Below are 20518 nucleotides of genomic sequence, written 5' to 3' on the forward strand. Positions count from 1 at the left end.
TGGTCGTGACCGCTGTCTTGCGTCTTGCCGACACCCCACTTGCCTGAGCGTGTGCGACCGCTTCATGCCATGGTCCGCGGGCTGCATGACGGGGCGTGAAACCACGTCTGCTGCGTATCCCCGGAGGTCCTGTGATGAGCACCCGCCAGAGCCCGATCGCCGCCGAGCCGTCCACCGCTGCGCGCCAGGCCAGGCGCTCGGTCGTGCCTGGGACCTCCATGCCTTGGAAGCCAGGCTTGCTCACCTGCGCGGCCTGCGTAGGTCTCGTGGCGTGCAGCGAGACCCGCTCGACCGCCTCGCCGGAGCCGGCGCGGTTCACCGATCGGATCGCTCCGCTGGCCGCCGAGCGATGTGACGGCTGTCACGCCACGGCGCCGGGCGGATCCATGGCGGCATACCGCACCGCGAGATCGTTGGTCACGCCCGGCAAGCCCGACGAGAGCCTTTACTACACCCTGCCGGAACGCCATCCGGCCGCGTGGGGAGACGCTGCCGGGCTGGTGCGCGCGTGGATCGAGGCGGGCGCGCCGGAGTAGCCTCGACCGTGGAAGCATGGGAGGCACCGCGGGCAGCACGCGCGCGCGTCGCTCGGCTGCTCTGGATCGCCGCCTACCTGGCGCTCGCCGCGAGCGTCCTCTTGCTGCTGCTCGTCGGCGCCGTCCCGAAAGGACGAGGACTCGCGGTGGAGATCGCGGCAGGGCTCGGCTACGTCGCGCTGGCGCTCCTTTCGCTGCAGCTCGCGCTGGGGGCGCGGGCGCGGCGTATCGTCAACGCGCTCGGCCTGGACGCGGTGCTCCTCTTCCACCGGCAGGCCGGGCTGTGGACCGCGGCCTTCGTCGCCGCGCACGTCGTGCTCCTCGCCGTCGCCGAGCCCTGGTACGTCGCGCACCTCCTCGACCTCTCCGCGAGCGCGCCGCGCGCGCTGGCCCTGGCCTTCGCGCTGATGGGTCTCCTTCTGCTCGTGCTCGTCCCGCGCCAGCTGACCCGGCTGCGCATCCCCTACGAAGCGTGGCGCGTCGGGCATGGGCTGCTGGCGGTGACCGTCGTGGGGATCGCGCTCTGGCACGTGCTCACGCTCGGACGCGCGAGCGCGACGCCGGTGAAGCAGGCCGCCATCACCGCGCTCGTCGCTGTCCCGGCGGCGGCGCTGGTCGCGTCCCACCTGCTGCGTCCGCTGCTGGCGCTCCGGCGACCGTGGCGTGTCGCCGAGGTGCGCCGCGAGCAGGATCGCGTCTGGACCCTGGTCCTCGAGGCGGCCGGGCATGACGGGCTCCGGTTCCAGCCCGGCCAATCGGTCTGGCTCACGCTGGGCCGGTCGCCGTTCTCGCCCCGGCAGCACCCCTTCACCATCGCGTCGAGCGCGGCCTCGCCGCGGCGCGTGGAGCTCACGATCAAGGAGCTCGGCGATTTCACGCGCACGATCGGGCAGACCCCCGTGGGGACGCGGGCGTACCTCGCCGGGCCCTACGGCGCGTTCGCGCTCGATCTCCGGGCTCCGCGCCCGCTCGTCTGCGTCGCCGGCGGGATCGGCATCACGCCGATGATGAGCATGATCCGCACGCTGCACGACCGGGGTGATCGCCGTCCAGTGCTCCTCGTGTACGCGAGCAGCACCGTCGACAAGATCGTGTTCGCGCCGGAGCTCGACGAGCTCGCCCGCGCCATGGACCTCCGCGTTGTGGACGTCATCGAGAGACCGCCCCCCGGCTGGACCGGGCAGGGCGGGCTCATCGGACGCGAGCTCCTCGACCGCCACCTGACCGACCGGTACGCGGGCGCGGAGGTCTTCGTGTGCGGCCCCGAGCCGATGATGAATGTCGTGGAGCGGGCGCTCCGCGACCGCGCCGTGCCCGGCGGGCGCGTGCACGCAGAGCACTTCGTGCTCGTCGGATCGAGGCCGCCCGGGCGGCGATCGGTGCGGGAGGAGCACATCCGCGTCCTCTCGGCGGGCATCGCGCTGATCCTTCTCGTGGCCGTGCTCCTCGTCGCCGCTGTCCGCGCTCAGCGCGAGAACCAGGACTCGCTCAGGTATTTCTCCCCTTCGTCCGGGAACAGGGTGACCACGTTCTTCAGCTCGGGGCTCTTCTCCTTGACCCGCCTGGCGGCCAGGAGGTTCGCGCCCGAGGAGACCCCGACGAAGCAGCCGTGAACGCTCGCGATCCGCCTCGCCTCCTCGATCGCCTCTCCGTCCTCGACCCGGATGACGTCGTCGATGATCTCGATGTTGTCCTCGATGAGCGCGGGCACGAACCCTTCGCCGATGCCCTCGATCCGGTGGGGCCGGCACACCTCGGGCCGGCGGTGCAGGCGCCCGTGGACGAGGGCGCACCGGGCAGGCTCGACGCCGAAGACCTTGACCTCCGGGTTGACCCGCCGGAAGGCCCGCCCGAGGCCGATCAGGGTCCCTCCGGAGCCGATCGCGGCGACGACCGCGTCGATCCGCCGGCGCCCGAAGGCGCGAAGGATCTCCCCGCCGAGGTGCTCGTCGTGGTCTTCGGCGTTCCAGGGGTTTGCGAACTGGTTCACATGGAAATGACCCTTTTCTTTCGCCAGGGCGCTCGCCCTTCGCACGGCGATATCCATCCGATCCCGCGGGACTGTCCGCACGTCGGCGCCGAACGCCTTCATCATCTTGTAACGCTCCCCGGAGAGACCCTCGGCGATGAAGATCGTCACCTTGTAGCCTTTCACGGCGCCGACCATGGAGACGGCAGCTCCCGTGTTTCCGGACGATGCCTCCACGATCGTGGCGCCCTTCTTCAGGAGCCCTTCCCTCTCCGCCTTCTCGATGATGTACCTGGCGAGCCTGTCTTTGATGGATCCAGAGGGGTTGAGGTACTCGCATTTTACGTGAACGCCGTCGAACGTCAGCAGAGGAGTTTCGCCGATCGCATCGAGTATCGTCTTCATGTCCACGGCCCCGCGTTGTCCAGCGCGTGTACCCGCGACAGCCTCGCGCCGCGCTCGCCATGCGCTGCTCTCCTGGCTCGTCGTGCACGACCTGGTCCGCTCGGCTGCATCACCCACGGAATCGCTCGCGAGGTGGTGAGATCCATCCACGGCGCATCGCGCCGCGTCATGGCCGCTCGTCAGCCCGCGCGGCGAGGTCCTCAGCCGCCCGGGCTACGTCTCGAAGGGGGCTGCCATCGCGCCTCAGCCAGCTGCGGGCGTCGCAGGGCCGTCTCCGGGCGCGGGGGCGCTCGGCGCGGCAGGCTCCGCTTGTCCGGCGGCGCGGGGCCGCTCCCGGCTCGACGCCTCCGGCTTGACGTGCCGGGGGCCGGGCCGCAGAGCCAGCAGACCGAAGGCCATGGGGAGCCGGCTTTTCGTCCGCAAACCGCTGTCGGTCATGAGAGAAGAGCTGCATGGGGAGCACCGCCTCCGGCGGGTCCTCGGGCCGCTGCAGCTCACGAGCATCGGGATCGGCGCCATCGTCGGGACAGGCATCTTCGTGCTCACCGGCCAGGCCGCGCACGACAAGGCAGGTCCTTCCCTGATGCTCTCCTTCGTGGTCGCGGGGATGGCCTGCGTGTTCGCGGCCCTCTGTTACGCGGAGTTCGCGGCGATGGTGCCGGTCGCGGGCTCGGCCTACGCGTACTCGTACGCGACGCTCGGCGAGCTGCCGGCGTGGATCATCGGGTGGGATCTCGTCCTCGAGTACGCCGTCGGCGCCGCCACCGTGGCGCACGGGTGGTCCCATTATTTCCAGGACTTCATCGGGATCTTCGGGGTAGAGCTGCCGAGAGAGCTCAGGAGCGCGCCGTTCGACTACCAACCGGCGCTCGGTGAGCTCGTGTCCACGGGGGCGATCATCGATCTCCCCGCCGCTCTCGTGACGATCGCGGTCACGGTGATCCTGCTCAAGGGCATCCACGAGAGCGCGACGCTCAACGCCGTGATGGTCGCGCTCAAGCTCGCGGTCGTGCTCTTCGTGATCGCGGTGGGCGCGTTCCACGTCGACCCGGACAACTGGAGGCCGTTCGCGCCGTTCGGGTTCGCGGGGCTCAGCTTCTTCGGTCACACCGTCTTGGGCGAGACCGGGAAAGGGGGAGAGCCGCTCGGGATGCTCGCCGGCGCCGCGACCATCTTCTTCGCCTACATCGGGTTCGATTCGGTGTCGACCCACGCCGAGGAGGCGAAGCACCCGCAGCGCGATCTGCCCACGGGCATCGTGGCATCGCTCGTGATCTGCACCCTCCTCTACGTCTCCGTCGCGGCGGTCCTGACGGGCATGGTGCCCTACACCGAGCTGAGCATCGACGCGCCTGTCTCCGATGCCTTCGCGCGCGTCGGCCTCCCGTGGGCGCAGTTCATCATCTCCCTCGGGGCGGTCGCCGGGATCACTTCCGTGCTGCTCGTGCTCATGCTCAGCCAGCCGCGCGTGCTGCTCGCCATGGCCCGTGACGGGCTCCTGCCCAGGCGCTTCTTCGGATCGGTGCACCCGGTCTTCAGGACACCGTGGAAGTCCACCTTGCTCACCGGGTTCGTGGTCGCCACCCTCTCGGCGCTCCTCCCGCTGCGGATCCTCGCGGAGCTCGTCAATATCGGGACGCTCCTTGCGTTCCTGTTCGTCTGCGCGGCGGTCCTGATCATGCGCCGGACGGCGCCGGACGCGCCGCGCCCGTTCCGGGTGCCGCTCTACCCGCTCACCCCGATCCTCGGGATCGTGATCTGTCTCCTCCTCATGTTCTCGCTGCCCACCGAGAACTGGCTGCGCCTCGCGGCCTGGCTCCTGCTCGGGTTCGCGATCTACTTCGGCTACAGCCGCAAGCACAGCGCGATGACGGCGAGCCCGTGACGCTGATCCCTGGGTCCCCGCGCTGCCGCGTGGCAAGGGGGCTCGGCCGAGGCCCGCGGAAGTGGGTCGCTCGTCTTCTCCTGGCGCCGCGGCCGGACAGGCAAGGTCGTTTCACGGCACCTGCGCTCAGCCACGCATCCGTCCTTTGGAGCTCGCCGCGCTCCCGGTCGAGGGGCGAAGCCAGGCATTGCGGTCCGCTCCGGAGGGGCTGACCGAGGCCGAAGCGGCGAGGAGGCGGCTCGCTCACGGCGACAACGAGCTCGCGCCGCCCCGGCGTTCACGTCCGCTCCGGACGCTGCTCGCGCAGCTCACCCATACGCTCGCATTGCTGCTCTGGCTCGGCGCGCGCGCCCGGCGGCCGCGGATCGCCGACACCGCGTTCGATGCGCGCCGGCGCTACATGGCGGTGACGTGCGCGGAAGGCGGCGCCACGCGGGACTTCGTGAAGGGGGCGCCCGAGGCGGTCGTCCCGCTGACCGGCGCGCCGGCGCCCGCGGGCCTCGACGAGGCGGTGGTGGCCGCGGCCGAGCGCGGCGAGCGCGTCCTCCTGCTCGCCCTGAGGGAGGCCGGCGGCCCGCTCACGTGCCTGGGCCTCGCCTGCCTGCACGACCCGACGCGGCCGGAGGTCCCCGCGGCGATCGCCGCGTGCAGGCGCGCAGGCGTGCGGGTCGTGATCCTGACGGGCGATCACCCCGCGACGGCGCGCGACGACGCTGATGGGGCACGACCATTGCTTCGAGCTCGATCGCGTCACCCTCTGGAGTTCGTTACGATGGAGAGTCGTCCCGAGCCGCTCATCTGTGGCTACAACGTCCACCGGGAGGCCGACCGCCAGGCCATGTTGGCGGCCCTCGGGCTCACGAGCATCGCTGAGCTCTTCTCCCCGATTCCCCAGGAAGTGCGCCTCGGCAGGGAGCTTCGCCTGCCTGCTCCCCACAGCGAATGGGCGCTCTGCAGGCACTTGCGGGAGCTTGCGTCCAGGAACGCATCGACCCGGAGCCACCTGAGCTTCCTCGGCGGCGGGGTCTACGAACACCACATCCCCGCGGTCGTCGACAGCCTGACCTCCAGCGAGGAGCTGCTGACCGCCTACACCCCCTACCAGCCGGAGCTGAGCCAGGGCGTGTTGCAAATCCTCTTCGAGTACCAGCGCATGCTCTCGCTGCTGACGGGTCTGCGGGTCGTCAATTCCTCGCTCTACGATGGCGCGACGGCGATGGCCGAGGCAGCCTGGATGGCCTGCGCAGCCACGGGCCGGCGGCGCGTCCTCGCCTCCTCGCACGTCTGGCCCGAGTGGAGGTCGGTCCTCGAGCTCTACATGCGCGGGCGCGGGGTCGAGGTGGCCTACGTCGCCGAGGATCCCGTCTCAGGCCGGCTCGATCCGCGCTCGCTCCAGGAGTCCTTCGCCCGCCCCGCGGCCACCTTCATCCTGCAGACCCCCAATTCCCTCGGCATCCTGGAAGACCTCCCGGCCGCGGCGGCCGTCTGCCGGCAGCACGAGGCGCTCCTCAATGTCTCCTGCTACCCGATGATGCTGGCGCTCCTGAAGCCACCGGGCGAGGTCGGGGCGGACATCGTGACGTGCGAGGGGCAGCCCCTCGGCCTGCCGTTGTCGGCCGGAGGCCCGTCGCTCGGTGTGCTCGCCTGCGCGAAGCGGCTGCGCGCGTTCATGCCGGGGCGCCTCGTCGGAGAGGTGAGGGACATCCATGGCCAGCCAGCCCTCGCGCTCATCATGGAGCGGCGCGAGCAGCAGGTGAGCCGCGAGAAGGCCACGAGCAACATCTGCTCGAACCAGGCGCACCAGGCGATGCGCGCCGCCATCTACCTGGCGTCCCTCGGCGAGCGGGGCTTCCGGGAGCTCGCCACGCAGTGCGCCGCCAAGGCCCGTTACCTTCACGAGAGGCTGCTCGCCATTCCTGGCGTCGAGCCTGCGGCGATCGGCCCGTTCTTTAACGAATTCGCGCTCCGGCTCCCCTGCCCCGTGCCGGTGTTCCTGGAGCGGATGCTGGAGCGGCGCGTGTTCGCCGGATTGGAGATGGACGGAAACCTCCTCGTCGCGGTCACCGAGGTGAGAGCGCGCGCCGAGCTGGACGAGGCCGCGGCCCTGTTCGCGGAAACGATCGGAGCGCTGAGGCAATGAAGCAGACGATCTTCGACCTCTCCCGCCCGGGGGTGAGCGGAGCGGGCCTGCAGGATCCCGACTTCGGGGAGCTCGATCCTTCACGGTGGTTCGACGCGGAGTCGCTCCGGACTGAGCCCATCGGACTGCCCGAGGTCAGCGAGATCGAGCTCGTCCGCCACTACACCGCGCTCGGCCACTGCGCCTATGGCGTGGACGATGGCAGCTATCCGCTCGGGAGCTGCACGATGAAGTACAACCCCAAACGCCACGAGCCGCTGGCGAAGCTGGAGGGCTTCGCCCATGCCCACCCTAGGCAACCCGAAAGCACGCTGCCCGGCCTCTGGGAGCTGCTCTTCCACCTCGCCGAATACTTCGCGGAGCTGACGGGGATGGACCACTTCACCCTGCAGCCCGCGGCCGGAGCCCACGGCGAGTTGACGGCGCTCATGGTCATCCGCGCCTGGTTAGAGTCCCGGGGCACGAGGCGGGACATGATCCTCATCCAGGACTCGGCCCATGGCACCAATTTCGCGTCCGCATCCATGGCGGGCTATCGCTGCAGGATGATCCGGACCACCCCGGAGGGATTGACCGACCTCGACGCGCTCGAGGCCGCGCTCGACGACTCGGTCGCAGCGGTGATGCTGACCAACCCCTCGACCTACGGTCTCTTCGAGAAGAACATTCGTGAGATCGCGGAGCGCGTCCACGCCAATGGCTCGCTCCTCATCTGCGACGGCGCCAACATGAACTCGCTGATGGGGATCGTCCGGCCCGGCGACATGGGATTCGACGTCCTCCAGCTCAACACCCACAAGACGTTCTCGACCCCGCACCTGTCTGGAGGAGCGGGCTCGGGGCCGTGCGGCGTCAAGGCGTTTTTGGAGCCCTTCCTGCCGATTCCAGTGATCCGCCGGGATGCGCGCGGATACTTTCCGGATGAAGACCGTCCGCGATCGATTGGCCGGATGAAGTCGTTCTACGGCCACGTCGGCGTCCTGATCCGGGCCTACTGCTACATCCTGACCTCTGGTCCCCAGGGCCTGCGCACGGTATCCGAGAACGCCGTGCTCAATGCGAACTACGTGCAGGCCCGCTTGTCACCCTACCTGCCTCCGGTCTTCGGCGGCCGGTGCATGCACGAGTGTCTGTTGAGCACTGCGGAGCTCCAGGTGAGCGTGTTCGATTTCGCCAAGCGGCTCATCGACTATAAGGTGCATCCCCCGACGCTGGTGGGCGCCGGCTGCGTGTACTTTCCCGGCCACCTGCGCGACGCGATGCTGATCGAGCCGACGGAGACGGAGACGCGGGAGTCTTTGGATCGGATGATCGAGAAGTTCCTCCGTGTCGCGCGCGAGGCCCTCGAGAATCCGGAGCTGGTCCGGACGGCGCCCCATACCTGCAACGTCGGGAAGATTCTTCCGTCGGGCTCCCGCGACCGAAAGCCGGCGCACGAGCAGAAGCGCCCAGCGCCGGAGCCGCCCGGAGCAGAGCCGCCCTGATTCGGAAGCCAGGAGCTGCCACTGGCGAGAGCATGCCGCCGGCTCCGAGCGTGCCCACTCGCTACGGCAGCTCCGATATCATCTTCCGGATCTCGTCCTCGGTGCACGCCCTGAAGGTTTCGGTGCGCACGGGCACGGCCCGCCGGGCGGGCTCCCCTGCGCGGGCGCGCGCTCAGCGCGAGAACCAGGACTCGCTCAGGTATTTCTCCCCTTCGTCGGGGAACACGGTGACCACGTTCCTCAGCTCGGGGCTCTTCTCCTTGACCCGCCTGGCGGCCAGGAGGTTCGCCCCGGAGGAGACCCCGACGAAGCAGACCATGGCGACGGCAGTTCCCGTGTTTCCGGACGATGCCTCGACGATCGCGCCGCCCTTCCCCAGGAGCCCTGCCTTCTCCGCCTTCTCGATGATGTACCTGGCGAGCCTGTCTTTGACGGAGCCAGACGGGTTGAGGTACTCGCATTTTACGTGAACGCCGTCGAACGTGAGCAGGGGAGTTTCGCCGATCGCATCGAGTATCGTCTTCATGTCCACGGCCCCGCGTCGTCCAGCGCGTGCACCGGCGCGACGGCCTCCCGCCGCGCTCCCGCTGCGCTGCTCTGCTGGCTCGGTGTGCACGAGCTGGGCCGCTCGGCTGCGTCACCGCCGTCATCGCTCGCGAGGCGCGAGATCGAAAGCCACGGCGCGTCGCGCCGCGTCATGCCTTCTCGTCGGCCCGCGCGGCGAGGCCCTCAGCCGCCCGGGCGCCTTCCTGTCCGCGGGGCGCTCACGGCGCCTCCTCCCCGGCCGTGCCGGTCGTCCCCGTGGCCGCCTCGAGCGTGGACAGGTCGCCCTCGGGTAGACCGAGCTCGCGCGCCCGGAGCAGCCGCCGCATGATCTTGCCGCTGCGCGTCCGCGGCACCGAGCCGGCGAAGGCGATCTCGCGCGGCGCGACCGCCGGCCCGAGGTGCTTGCGCGCGAAGCCGATGAGCTCCCGCTCGATGTCCGGGGACGGAGCGTGCCCGGGCTTCAGCGCGACGAACGCCTTGACGACCTCGCCGGCGATCGGATCCGGCCGCCCGATGACGGCGGCCTCGGCCACGGCGGGGTGCATGAGCAGCGTGCTCTCCACCTCGAAGGGTCCGATGAGGTGCCCGGCGCTCTTGATGACGTCATCGTCGCGCCCGATGAACCAGTAGTATCCATCCTCGTCTCGCCGGGCGAGATCGCCGCTCAGGTACCAGCCGCCCGCGAAGCACTTCGCATAACGCTCGGGGTTGTTCCAGTAGGCGCGAAACATCGATGGCCAGCCGGGGCGCAGCGCGATCTCCCCCTCCACGTCAGGCTGCTCGATCACCTCGACACCCCCCTCGGGTGTGCGGCGGACGATCGCCGCCTCCACACCAGGCAGCGGGCGCCCCATGGATCCCGGGCGGACATCCACGGAGGCGAGGTTGGCGATCATGATCCCGCCCGTCTCGGTCTGCCACCAGCCGTCATGGAAGGGGCGACCGAACACCTCGTTGCTCCATGACACCGCGTCCGGATTCAGGGGCTCACCCACGCTGGCCATGAAGCGGAGCGCGCGGAGATCGCGGGCGCGGAGCGGCTCAACGCCGGCTTTCATGAGCATCCTGATCGCCGTCGGCGCGGTGTACCAGACCGTGACGCGCTCTCGCTCGAGGATCTCGTACCAGCGCTCGGCGTCGAAATCGGCCTCGTCGACGACCAGGGTCACGCCGTTCGTCAGCGGCGCGAGGATGCCGTAGGAGGTGCCTGTCACCCATCCCGGGTCCGCCGTGCACCAGAAGATGTCGTCCGGATGGAGGTCGAGGGCGAGCCTCCCGGTCACATGGTGCATCAGCACGGCCGCGTGGACGTGGAGGGCGCCCTTCGGCGTGCCCGTCGTCCCGCTCGTGAAGTGCAGCAGGGCCGGCGCTTCCGGGTCGGTCGGCGGGACCTGCGCCGCGGCGGGCGCCCCGTCGAGCAACCTCCGGTAGGAGAGCGTCCCCGGCGCCTCGCCGTCCACGAGGATCACGTGCTCGAGCCACGGCAGCTCGCCGCGGATCGGCGCGACCCTGCGCGCGTAGAGCCGCGACGTGGTCACCAGCACGCGCGCCTCGCCGATGCTCATCCGCGCGCGCAGCGGCTCGGGGCCGAAGGCCGAGAACAGCGGACAGAAGATCGCCCGGTGCCTGAGCGCGCCGAGCGCGGCGACGTAGAGCTCCGGCGTCCTGCCGAGCAGCGTATAGACGCGATCTCCCGGCCGGACCCCCAGGCCGGCGAGCGCGCCGGCGAAGCGGGCCGTGAGCTCGGCGAGCTCTCCGTAGCGGATGTCCACCCGCTCTCCGTCCTTGCCAAGCCAGCGGATCGCGACGCGATCCCTGCCGGCGCCCGCAGCATGGCGGTCCACGGCCTCGTAGGCCATGTTGAGCCCCTGTCCGCCGGGCAACCCGGTCAGCTCGGCCCGCGCCTCCGCCCACGAGAAGCGGCGGCACGCCTCCGTGTAGTCGGCGAGGTTCGGCGGCGGCTCTCCCGCGCCGCGAAGCTTCTTGATCCGCCTCGGCGCCTCCATCATCACCTCCCCTGACCGGCACGCAACCACCGTACCCGGCGCGGGCTCTTGCCCTCGGCGCCGAAGTGGCGACAAAGAGCCCACGCCGCCCCGGCGGACACGGCCGCTCCGCACGCTGCTCGCGCAGCGCACGCACACGCGCGCTGCGGCGCTTCCGCAGCGCCGGGCTGGCCTTCGCCGCGAGCGCCCCAGAGCTCGGGGTCGCCGTCACCTCCGCTCCGGGGCCGTGGGATCACGCCTTTCGATCGGGCGCCGCTCTCTTATTGATCCGACTTGGTCCGGCGCGCCGCCGGCGCGCGGAGCGGGCGGCCCGGAGCGCAAGGAGCACGGCATGTCGTCCCTCATCTGGTCCCTGGTCGGCGCGTCGCTCGCGGCGGCCTTCTTCGGTGCGCTCGCCCGCTCCGTCCGCCGGCTCCTCGCCGAAGGCGCCACCGCGCGGGCGCTGCTGCTGCACGCGGGGCGGTGGATCCTGCTGCTCTCGGCGCTCACCGCGATCGCGCGGCTCCACGGCCGCGCCCTCCTGCCCGTCGCGGCAGGGTTCGCGCTCGTCCAGGCTGCGCTCTGCATGGTCGCGCGGGCATGGCCGCGTCCGGCGGAGGACAGGCGCGCATGAGCTCGCCGCTCGCCGAGCCCGCCCTCTTCCACGTCGGTCCCGTGCCCTTCGCGGAGAGCACGCTCACGAGCGTCGCCATCACGGCGGCGCTCGGGGGCGCGAGCGCCCTGATCGGACGGCGGCTGTCCGTGAGGCCAGGCAGGCTCCAGGCCGCCATGGAGGTCGTCGTCGTCGCGATCGGCGATCAGATCCGCGCCATCCTCCGGCGCGATCCCGCGCCCTACCTGCCGCTCCTCGGCACGCTCTTCCTCTTCCTCGTCACCGCCAACTGCGCCGGCGTGCTCCCCATGGTCCATGCGCCGACCGAGCGCATCGAGACGCCGCTCGCGCTCGCGCTCATCGTCTTCTTCTCCGTCGCGGGCTACGGCGTCCGCGCGCACGGCCCGCTCGGCTACCTCAAGCATTTCCTCGAGCCGAGCCCGCTGCTCGCGCCGATCCACCTCCTCTCGCAGGCGACCCGGACCTTCTCGCTGATGATGCGCCTGCTCGGGAACATCATGAGCCACGGGCTCGTGCTCGCCGTGGTCGTCTCGGTGGCCGGCCTCCTCGTCCCCATCCCCGTCATGGCGTTCGCGCTGTTCGTGGGGATCGTGCAGTCGTACATCTTCACCGTGCTCGCGGCCGTCTACGTCGGCGCGGCGATCGAGGAGCAGGTCGACGGGAGGGCCGCGTGAGCGCGGAGAGCCTGAGCATCCTCGGCGCCGTGCTCGCGGTCAGCGCCGGGGCCGTCGGGCCGGCGTTCGCCGAGGGCCGCGCGATCGTCGCGGCGATGGAGGCGATCGCCCGCCAGCCGGAGGCGAGCTCGACGATCGCGCGGACCCTGTTCGTCGGCCTCGCGATGATCGAGGCCACGGCGATCTACTGCCTCGTGGTCGCGCTCGTCCTGCTCTTCGCCAACCCGTTCGTGCGCTGAGCCATGCACGTCTCCGGCTGGAACATCGCGCTGCAGACGGTCAATTTCCTCGTGCTCGCCTGGCTCCTCCGGCGCTTCCTGTGGAAGCCGGTGGCCAGGATCGTCGAGGCGCGGCAGCGGGACGCCGCGGCCCTGCTCGGCGATGCGCGCGAGGAGCGCGCGCGGGCGCAGCGGGCCGAGCAGGAGGCGCAGGTCAGGCGCGCGGCGCTCGCCGAGGAGGGGCGCCGCGAGCTCGAGGCGTCGGTGCGCCGCGCCGACGGGGAGGCGCAGCGGGTCCGCGAGGAGGCGGAGCAGAAGGCGCGCTGCCTGCTCGAGCAGGCACGGGCCGAGATCGCGGAGGAGCGGGCGCGCGCTCTCCGCGAGCTCGAGGCGCAGGCGACCGAGCTCGCGATCACGATCGCGGAGAGGCTGCTCCGCGAGGCGTCGGCGGGGCAGGACGCCCTCCTGGTCGCCCGGGCCATGCAGACCCTGGACGAGCCGGAGCAGCGGCGGCTCGTCGCCCGGCAGCTCGACCAGCTCGACGAGGCGCGCGTGGAGGTGGTCTCGGCGAGCCCGCTCGGGAAGGACGCGGAGCAGCGGCTCCGCGCGTGGCTCTCGGGGGTCGCCGCGCGCCCTGTGGCCCTGGAGTTCCAGGTCGATCCGTCGATGGTCGCGGGCCTGGAGCTGCGCTTCCCCCACGGGGTGTGGCAGCTCAGCTACCGGGCGTGGCTCCAGCGGATCGCGGCCGCCCTCGAGGTGCAGGATGGGGCTTGCTGAGGACCTCGGCGGCTGGGTGGGGCGGGCGAGAGACCGCGCGCGCGGCCTCCCTCTCGGACCGGAGGCGCGGGAGGTCGGGCGCGTGCTCCGCGTGGCCGACGGCATCGCGACCGTCAGCGGCCTGCCCAGCGCGAAGCTCGACGAGGTCCTCGTCTTCGAGGACGGCACGCGCGGCCTCGCGGTGGCGCTCGATCCCGGCGCGATCGGCTGCGTGCTGCTCGGTCCGGACAGGGGCATCGCCGCGGGCTCCGCCGTCCAGGGGACGGGCACGGTGATCGACGTGCCGGTCGGGGAGGCGCTGCTCGGGCGCGTCGTCGATCCGCTCGGGGCGCCGATCGACGGGGGCGGGCCCCTCGGCGGGGCGGCGGTCTATCGCGCGCGCGCGCCGATCGAGCGCCGGGCGCCGTCCATCGTCGATCGCGCCCCCGTCGCCGAGCCGCTCTTCACGGGGATCCTCCTCATCGACGCGATGCTCCCGCTCGGGCGCGGCCAGCGCGAGCTCATCATCGGCGACCGCGGCACCGGAAAGACCGCGATCGCGGTCGACGTGATCCTGAGCCAGCGGGAGACCGATGTCGTCTGCATCTATGCGGCGATCGGCCAGACCTCGTCCTCGGTCGGCGCGGTGATCGACGCCGTTCGCCGCTACGGCCCGAGGGACCGGACCACGTGCGTCGTCGCCGCGCCGGACGCCACGGCCGGGCTCCAGTGGCTCACCCCTTACGCGGCCTGCTCGATGGCGGAGCACTTCGTCGAGCGCGGCGGGCACGCGCTGCTCGTCCTCGACGACCTCACGAGCCACGCCCTCGTGCACCGGCAGATCTCGCTCTTGCTGCGCCAGCCCCCGGGGCGCGAGGCGTTCCCGGGCGACGTGTTCTACCTGCACTCGCGGCTGCTGGAGCGGGCCGCGAAGCTGACCGGGGCGCTCGGCGGCGGCTCCCTGACCATGCTGCCGATCGCCGAGACGCAGGCCAGCAACCTGAGCGCGTACATCCCGACCAACCTCATCTCGATCACCGACGGGCAGATCTTCCTCGACCCGCGCCTCTACAACGAGGGATGGAAGCCCGCGATCGACGTCGGCAAGAGCGTGTCCCGCGTCGGCGGCAAGACGCAGGCGCCCGCGATGCGCGCCGTCGCGGAGAGCCTCCGGCTCGAGTACGCGCAGTTCCTGGAGCTCGAGCTGTTCGCGCGCGTCGGCGGGGGCGCGGAGGAGGCCACGAAGCGAGCGCTCGACCGCGGTCGAAGGGCGCGCGCGGCGATGGCGCAGCCGCTTCACCGGCCGCTGTCGGCGGGGCGGCAGATCGCCTTGCTGATGGCGCTCCAGGAGGGCTTGCTCGACCCGCTCCCGGCGGCGGCGCTCGACGCGTTCCGCGAGGCGCTCGACCGCGGGCTCCCGGCGCGGTGTCCCGCGACGCTCGCGCGGCTCGAGGCGGGCCTCGAGCCCGCGCCGGAGGAGCGCCGCGCGCTCCTCGCCGAGCTGGCCGCGATGGCGGCCGAGGTCGGCGCTCGCGGCGACGAGGGGCGAGGCGATGGACGCGGCTGAGCTCGCCGCGCGGATCCGCACGCTCTCGCAGGCGGCGAAGGTGGTCGACGCGATGCGCTCGGTCGCGGCGTCGCACCGGCGGCAGGCCAACGACGCCTTCATGGGGTTCGAGCGCTACGCCGCGGCGACGCGGGAGGCGCTCGGCCAGGCGCTCGATCTGCTCGACGCGGAGGAGGGGCGCGCGCCCACCGAGAAGCCCGCCGGCGCCGCCGGCGCCCGGCGCGTCGTGGTCCTCTTCTCGGAGCACGGGTTCGTCGGCGCGCTCAACGAGCGGCTGCTCGGCGCGGCGCTCCGCGTCGCCCGCGAGGATCCGGGGCCGGCGGAGCTCGCTGCGCTGGGCACGCGGGGGCTCCGGCTCTGCCGCGACCGCGGCGTCGCCGCGCTGGCCTCGGGCCCGCTGCCGTCGACGATCGCGGGCGTCGGCCCGGCCGCGGATCGGCTCACGCGGGACCTGTTCGGCGCGATCGCCGGCGGCGCGATCGCCTGCGTCGATCTGGTGTTCGCGCGGCGCGCCGGCGCGCTCGGGTGGGGGCCCGAGGCGCTCCGGCTGTTCCCGCCGGAGCGCGGGTCCGGGGCGGGGGCGGCGCGGGGCGAGCCCCCGCTGCGCACGTTGCCGGCGGCCGCGCTCGTCGCGCGGATCATCGAGGAGCACTGCCTGGCCCAGGTGGTCTGGGCGCTCGGCGAGGCGTTCGCATGTGAGCGCGCGGCGCGCCTCGCGGCCATGGAGGCGTCGCAGCGCAGCCTGCGGGAGGAGCTCGACGAGCTCTCGCGCGCGGAGCGCACCGCGCGGCAGGAGGCGATCACGAGCGAGCTCCTCGAGATCGCCGCCGGCGCGGAGCCGCTGCGCGAGGCGGAGGGGTGACGATGGCGGGCGGCGGCGGAGCCGGCGCGGGGCGGGCCGAGGGCGCCGTGCGCAGGGTGCGGGGATCGGTGGTCGACGTCGCGTTCCCCGCCGGTGCGCTCCCACGCACGGGCGAGGCGCTGACGCTCGATGTCGACGGCCGCCGCCTCGTGCTCGAGGTGCAGCAGCAGCTCGATCCCGAGCACGTGCGGACGGTGGCCCTCGGGTTCACCGGAGGCCTGCAGCGCGGGGCGCGCGTCGCGGCCGACGGGGCGCCGATCACGGTGCCTGTGGGAGAGGCCGCGCTGGGCCGGCTGGTCGACGTCCTCGGTGACCCGCTCGATCGGCGCGGCGCTTTCCCGCCGGACGCCCCGCGCCGCCCGATCTCCCGCCCGGCGCCGCCGCTCGAGGCCGAGGTGCGGGCGCGCGAGGTCTACCCCACGGGCATCAAGGTGATCGACCTGCTCGCGCCGCTCGCGCGCGGGGGCAAGGCAGGGCTCTTCGGCGGGGCCGGGGTCGGCAAGACGGTGCTCTTGATGGAGCTCATCCGGAGCACGATCTCGAAGCAGCGCGGCGTCGCTGTGTTCGCGGGGATCGGCGAGCGATCGCGCGAGGGGAACGAGCTCTGGCTCGAGATGCGCTCCTCGGGGGTGCTCGACCGGACGGTGCTGGTCTTCGGCCAGATGAACGAGCCGCCGGGCGCGCGCTTCCGCGTCGGGATGACGGCGCTCGCGCACGCCGAGTTCTTCCGCGACGAGCGCGGGCAGGACGTGCTGCTGCTCATCGACAACATCTTCCGCTTCGTCCAGGCCGGCAGCGAGGTCTCCGGCCTCCTCGGGCGCCTGCCCTCCCGGGTGGGCTACCAGCCCACGCTCGCCACGGAGATCGCCGAGATCGAGGAGCGGATCGCCTCCACCGCGCGCGCATCGATGACGTCGATCCAGGCCGTGTACGTCCCCGCCGACGACATGACCGATCCGGCGGTCGCGCAGATCCTCACGCACCTCGACGCGGCGATCGTGCTCTCGCGCAAGCTGTCGAGCGAGGGGATCTATCCGGCGATCGACCCCCTGACCTCGAGCTCGATCCTGATGGATCCGCTCGTCGTCGGCGCGGGCCATTACCGGACCAGCGCGCAGGTCCGCCGCACGCTGGCGGAGTACCGGGAGCTCGCCGACATCATCGCGATGCTCGGGATCGAGGAGCTCTCGCCGGAGGACCGGCGCACGGTCGCGCGGGCGCGGCGGCTCCAGCGGTTCCTCACGCAGCCGTTCGTCGTGACCCAGCCGTTCACGGGGCGCGCGGGCGCGATGGTCGAGGTCGCCGAGTGCATCCGGGGGTGCGACGCGATCCTCGCCGGAGAGTGCGACGACTGGCCGGAGGCCGCGCTGTACATGGTGGGCACGCTCGACGAGGCGCGCGCGCGGGTGAAGGGATCATGAGGCTCACGATCGTGACGCCGGCGGCGCTGATCGCGGACGTGGATCCAGTCCGCCACGTCCGCGCCGAGGACCCGACGGGCTCCTTCGGGATCCTCCCGGGGCACGCGGACCTGCTCACGGTGCTCGTCGTGTCGGTGCTCGTGTACCGGGACGACGCGGGGCGCGAGCGCTTCGTGGCGGTGCGCGGCGGTGTGCTGACCGTCCGCGAGCGGCGGGCGGTCGAGGTCCTCACCCGCGAGGCCGTCGCGAGCGACGACCTGGACCAGCTCGAGCGCGACGTGCTCGTCCGCTATCGCCGCGCGGCCGCCGCCGAGGAGGAGGCCGCCCGCGGCCTGCGCCGGCTGGAGGGAGCGCTGCTGAGCAGGGTGGCCGACCACCTGCGGATCACGGGGCCGCGCCATGGGGTCCCTCGGCTGGAGCCGCGGTGACCTCCCCGGGAAGCGAGGGACCGGGGCGCGCGCCGAGGGAGCGCGATCCCTTGCACGAGGGCGTCGTCCGGTTCGGCGAGCGGCGCAGGCGCTGGGCGTGGGAGCGGGGGCGGCCGCTGGGGCTCGCGCTGTCCCTGGTCGGCCTCGGGTGGCTCGTCGTGCTGCCGGCCCTGCTCGGGCTCTTCGTGGGGAGCTGGCTCGACGCGCGTTTGCGGACAGGCGTCATGCTCCGGGCCGGCCTCGGTCTGCTCGGGCTCGCGCTCGGCTGCACGAGCGCGTGGCGGTACGTCGCGCGCCAGCTCCGGCGCGGTGACCGCGGGCACGGCTGACGCTACGCCGCGCGCTGCGCGAGCGTCTTCGCCAGGTAGTCGGTGCACCCGCGGACCGTCGCGATCCGCCGGTAATCCGACTCGGGCACGCCCACGCCGAGCGCCGCGTCGAGGGCCGTCACGAAGCGAAGGAAATCCATCGAATCGATGTCGAGCTCCTCGCGGACGTCACGGTCCGGGCCGAGCGCCCCGACGTCCGCCTCCGGCGCGATGCGCTGGAGCTCCCGGCGCACGACGGCCTCGATCTCGTCCTTGTTCATCGGTCAAAGTCCCTCAGGTCGTTGCAGGAGCGCGTCGAGCGAGGCGAGGTAGGCGGCCGCGCGGTGGCCGTCCGTCACCCGGTGGTCCGCGGCGAGCGTCGCGTTCACGAGCGGCCGCGGCACCACGCGGCCGTCGACGACCCACGGCCGCTCGGCGATCTTCCCGAGCCCGACGATGGCCACCTGCGGCGGAAAGATGACGGGAAACACCGTCTCCACGCCGCGCTCCCCGAGGCTCGTGACGGTGATCGTGGGGTCGCTCATCTCGGAGCTGCGGAGCGTCCCGGCCCGGGCGCGCTGGACCAGGTCCTTCAAGGCGGCCATCAGCTCGTCGAGCGGCAGCCGGTCCGCGTCGTGCAGCGCCGGCGCCACGAGCCCGCCGCCCCGGAGCGACACCGCCACGCCGAGGTGGATCCTCGGGGCGGGCGGCGCCGCATCCCCCTCCCAGCGGGCGTTCAACTCGGGGACGTCACGCAGGGCGAGCGCCGCCGCCTTGAGGAGGAGCGCGCCCGGCAGGAGCCTCCCGGCCACGTTGCGCTCCGCGTTCTCCCGCTCGATCCAGGACATCGCCGTGCGGAGGTCGATGGTCGTGCCGAGGTAGAAGTGCGGCGCCTCGCGCTTCGATCGGGCCATCGCCGCCGCGATCGCCCGGCGCATGCGGGCCGACGCCTCCTTCGTCATGGCATCGGCCGCCGCCTCCTTCGTGCCGGCCGCCGCCGCCCGCTCGACATCCGCGGCCTCGACGGCGCCGTCCGGTCCCGTCCCCTGGACCCGCGCAAGGTCGACCCCGAGCTCCTGCGCCCGCCGCCTCGCGCGGGGAGACACGCGCGGCCCCTGCGCGAGGGCCGCGGGCGGCGGCGCGGCCTCGCGCGGCGCCGCGGCGGCCGCCGGGGGAGGAAACGGCGGCGCGGGCGCGGCGGGCGCGGCAGGCGCGGCGGGTGGGGGCGCGCCGGCCGCAGCCTCATGCCCCTCGAGGATCACGGCCATCGGCGTGCCGACGGGCACCTTCTGCCCGGGCTCCACGAGGAGCCGGTCGATGACGCCGCTCGTGAACACCTCGACCTCGACGAGCCCCTTCTCCGTCTCGACCTCGGCGATCACGTCGTCGCGCGCGACGCGGTCCCCCACCGCGCGGCGCCACTTCACCAGCGTCCCGGCCTCCATGTCCGCGCCGAGCGAGGGCATCAGGAACTCAGACATCGCGCCGCACCGTCCTCTCCACGGCGGAGACGATGCGCGGGACCTGCGGCAGCGCCGCCTCCTCGAGGTGGCGCGCGTAGGGGATCGGCACCTCGGCGCTGCACACCCGCGCGACGGGCGCGTCGAGCTCGTAGAACGCGCCCTCCATGATCCGCGCGCTCACCTCGGCGGCGAGGCTCCCGCTCCGCCACCCCTCGTCGACGAGCACGGCGCGGTGCGTCCGCCGCACGGTCGCGAGGATCGCCTCCTCGTCGAGCGGCCGCAGGCACCGGAGGTCCAGCACCTCGGCCTCGACGCCGCGGCCCGCGAGCTGCTCGGCCGCGGCGAGCGCCTTCGGGACCGAGCCGCCGTGCGCGATCAGGCTCACGTCGCGGCCCCCGCGCCGCACCGCCGCGCGGAAGGGAGCCGCCGGGGGCGCCTCGTCGTCGAGCTCGCCCTCCATGGGATAGAGGTACTGGTGCTCGAAGACGACCACCGGGTCTGGATCGTCGAGCCCGGCGAGCAGCATGTCGCGCGCGTCCTGCACCGTCGCGGGCGCGAGGGCCTTGAGCCCGGGCACGTGCGCGTACCAGTTCTCGAGGCTGTGCGAGTGCTGCGCGGCGAGCTGGCGGCCGCCCCCCGTGGCCATGCGCACGACGAGCGGGATCGTGAACTGGCCGCCGGACATGTGCCGGAGCGTCGCCGCGTTGTTCACGATCTGGTCGAGCGCGAGCAGGCTGAAGTTGACCGTCATCACCTCGACGATCGGGCGCGCCCCGCCGAGGGCGGCGCCGATGCCGGCGCCGACGAAGGTCGACTCGGCGAGCGGCGTGTCGCGGACCCGCTCCGGGCCGAACTCCTCGAGCAGGCCGGCGCTGCACGCGTAGGCGCCGCCGTAGCGGCCCACGTCCTCGCCCATCAGGAAGGCCCGCGGGTCGCGCCGGAGCGCCTCGCGCAGCCCGGAGCGGACCGCCTCGCGGTAGGTCGCCGTCCGCTTCACGTCACGGGTCCTCCCGGGCGCAGAGCAAGCGGGTCAGGGCCTCGACCGGCGGGGCGGGCCCTGCCGTGCTGCGCGCGTTCGTGGTCTGGCCGGGTGCCTCCCCTCATCACATTCAGGCTCCGAGAGACGCGGCCGAGCAACGAGCGTACCGGCGCCGAGGCGCTCGGGGCTGGCCCGCTCGGCGCTGCGAGCTCAGCGGCGAGGTGCGTCGTGATCACCAGGCGAACCTCTCGTCAGGTC

Annotated in this window: 18 protein-coding genes and 2 pseudogenes; 14 read left to right on the top strand and 6 right to left on the bottom strand. The window is 72.6% G+C overall.

Translation table 11 applies throughout. The features are described 5' to 3' along the window. The first annotated feature begins 134 nt into the window (after positions 1-134). Positions 135-536, top strand: a complete 402-nt coding sequence (locus tag WMF45_RS25530; protein WP_437719428.1) for a hypothetical protein — start codon at positions 135-137, stop codon at positions 534-536. Positions 537-682: 146 nt separating this feature from the next. Continuing rightward, positions 683-1813: pseudogene (locus tag WMF45_RS25535) on the top strand (ferredoxin reductase family protein); the annotation flags it as partial. 188 nt (positions 1814-2001) lie between these two features. Here the strand turns inward: WMF45_RS25535 and WMF45_RS25540 are convergent. Next, positions 2002-2910 carry a PLP-dependent cysteine synthase family protein gene (locus WMF45_RS25540; RefSeq protein WP_437719429.1) on the bottom strand — a complete coding sequence of 303 codons (909 nt, stop codon included), beginning with the start codon at positions 2908-2910 and terminating at the stop codon, positions 2002-2004. Between the two features lie 397 nt (positions 2911-3307). Between WMF45_RS25540 and WMF45_RS25545 the strand changes: the two genes are divergently transcribed. The 3 genes from WMF45_RS25545 to gcvPB all read left to right on the top strand — a co-directional run bounded on the left by WMF45_RS25545 (position 3308) and on the right by gcvPB (position 8419). Further along, positions 3308-4795: an APC family permease gene (locus tag WMF45_RS25545; protein WP_437719430.1), complete on the top strand. Its 1488-nt coding sequence runs from the start codon at positions 3308-3310 to the stop codon at positions 4793-4795. 145 nt (positions 4796-4940) lie between these two features. Beyond that, positions 4941-6935, top strand: coding sequence for an aminomethyl-transferring glycine dehydrogenase subunit GcvPA (gcvPA, locus tag WMF45_RS25550; RefSeq protein WP_437719431.1), 1995 nt, complete (start codon positions 4941-4943; stop codon positions 6933-6935). Continuing rightward, entirely contained in the window at positions 6932-8419 is a 1488-nt protein-coding gene (gene gcvPB / locus WMF45_RS25555) for an aminomethyl-transferring glycine dehydrogenase subunit GcvPB (RefSeq protein WP_437719432.1), read from the top strand. Before gcvPA ends, gcvPB begins: the two co-directional genes overlap by 4 nt. Before the next feature lie 304 nt (positions 8420-8723). On the opposite strand, the pseudogene WMF45_RS25560 reads toward gcvPB, so the two are convergent. Next, positions 8724-8945, bottom strand: a pseudogene (locus WMF45_RS25560) (pyridoxal-phosphate dependent enzyme); the annotation flags it as partial. A gap of 238 nt (positions 8946-9183) precedes the next feature. After that, positions 9184-10971: an acetate--CoA ligase gene (acsA, locus tag WMF45_RS25565; protein ID WP_437719584.1), complete on the bottom strand. Its 1788-nt coding sequence runs from the start codon at positions 10969-10971 to the stop codon at positions 9184-9186. Between the two features lie 331 nt (positions 10972-11302). On the opposite strand from acsA, the gene WMF45_RS25570 reads away from it, so the two are divergent. The 9 genes from WMF45_RS25570 to WMF45_RS25610 are packed head-to-tail and all read left to right on the top strand — an operon-like array spanning position 11303 to position 17839. After that, positions 11303-11584 (top strand): N-ATPase subunit AtpR, encoded by a 282-nt coding sequence (locus WMF45_RS25570; RefSeq protein WP_437719433.1) that lies wholly within the window; start codon positions 11303-11305, stop codon positions 11582-11584. Further along, entirely contained in the window at positions 11581-12258 is a 678-nt protein-coding gene (gene atpB / locus WMF45_RS25575; protein WP_437719434.1) for a F0F1 ATP synthase subunit A, read from the top strand. The genes WMF45_RS25570 and atpB overlap by 4 nt, the downstream gene beginning before the upstream one ends. Beyond that, entirely contained in the window at positions 12255-12497 is a 243-nt protein-coding gene (locus WMF45_RS25580) for a F0F1 ATP synthase subunit C (protein ID WP_437329463.1), read from the top strand. Before atpB ends, WMF45_RS25580 begins: the two co-directional genes overlap by 4 nt. 3 nt (positions 12498-12500) lie before the next feature. Further along, positions 12501-13253: a F0F1 ATP synthase subunit B gene (gene atpF, locus WMF45_RS25585; RefSeq protein ID WP_437719435.1), complete on the top strand. Its 753-nt coding sequence runs from the start codon at positions 12501-12503 to the stop codon at positions 13251-13253. Further along, positions 13240-14799: a F0F1 ATP synthase subunit alpha gene (locus tag WMF45_RS25590; RefSeq protein ID WP_437719436.1), complete on the top strand. Its 1560-nt coding sequence runs from the start codon at positions 13240-13242 to the stop codon at positions 14797-14799. The genes atpF and WMF45_RS25590 overlap by 14 nt, the downstream gene beginning before the upstream one ends. After that, positions 14786-15661: a F0F1 ATP synthase subunit gamma gene (locus tag WMF45_RS25595; protein ID WP_437719437.1), complete on the top strand. Its 876-nt coding sequence runs from the start codon at positions 14786-14788 to the stop codon at positions 15659-15661. Before WMF45_RS25590 ends, WMF45_RS25595 begins: the two co-directional genes overlap by 14 nt. Positions 15662-15663: 2 nt before the next feature. After that, positions 15664-17082 carry a F0F1 ATP synthase subunit beta gene (atpD, locus tag WMF45_RS25600; protein WP_437719438.1) on the top strand — a complete coding sequence of 473 codons (1419 nt, stop codon included), beginning with the start codon at positions 15664-15666 and terminating at the stop codon, positions 17080-17082. After that, entirely contained in the window at positions 17079-17510 is a 432-nt protein-coding gene (locus WMF45_RS25605; protein WP_437719439.1) for a F0F1 ATP synthase subunit epsilon, read from the top strand. Before atpD ends, WMF45_RS25605 begins: the two co-directional genes overlap by 4 nt. After that, on the top strand, positions 17507-17839 hold the full coding sequence (locus tag WMF45_RS25610) for an AtpZ/AtpI family protein (RefSeq protein WP_437719440.1): 333 nt from the start codon (positions 17507-17509) through the stop codon (positions 17837-17839). The genes WMF45_RS25605 and WMF45_RS25610 overlap by 4 nt, the downstream gene beginning before the upstream one ends. A gap of 2 nt (positions 17840-17841) precedes the next feature. Here WMF45_RS25610 and WMF45_RS25615 read toward each other — a convergent pair whose 3' ends face one another. Genes WMF45_RS25615 through WMF45_RS25625 form a run of 3 tightly spaced genes read right to left on the bottom strand, consistent with a single transcriptional unit; the run spans position 17842 to position 20278 of the window. Continuing rightward, positions 17842-18099: an acyl carrier protein gene (locus WMF45_RS25615; RefSeq protein WP_437719441.1), complete on the bottom strand. Its 258-nt coding sequence runs from the start codon at positions 18097-18099 to the stop codon at positions 17842-17844. 3 nt (positions 18100-18102) lie between these two features. Further along, positions 18103-19299, bottom strand: a complete 1197-nt coding sequence (locus WMF45_RS25620; protein WP_437719442.1) for a dihydrolipoamide acetyltransferase family protein — start codon at positions 19297-19299, stop codon at positions 18103-18105. Continuing rightward, on the bottom strand, positions 19292-20278 hold the full coding sequence (locus WMF45_RS25625; RefSeq protein WP_437719443.1) for an alpha-ketoacid dehydrogenase subunit beta: 987 nt from the start codon (positions 20276-20278) through the stop codon (positions 19292-19294). The genes WMF45_RS25620 and WMF45_RS25625 overlap by 8 nt, the downstream gene beginning before the upstream one ends. Positions 20279-20518 lie beyond the last annotated feature (240 nt).

This window comes from Sorangium sp. So ce448 (assembly GCF_051520915.1).
GTDB classification, from domain to species: Bacteria; Myxococcota_A; Polyangia; order Polyangiales; family Polyangiaceae; genus Sorangium; species Sorangium cellulosum_B.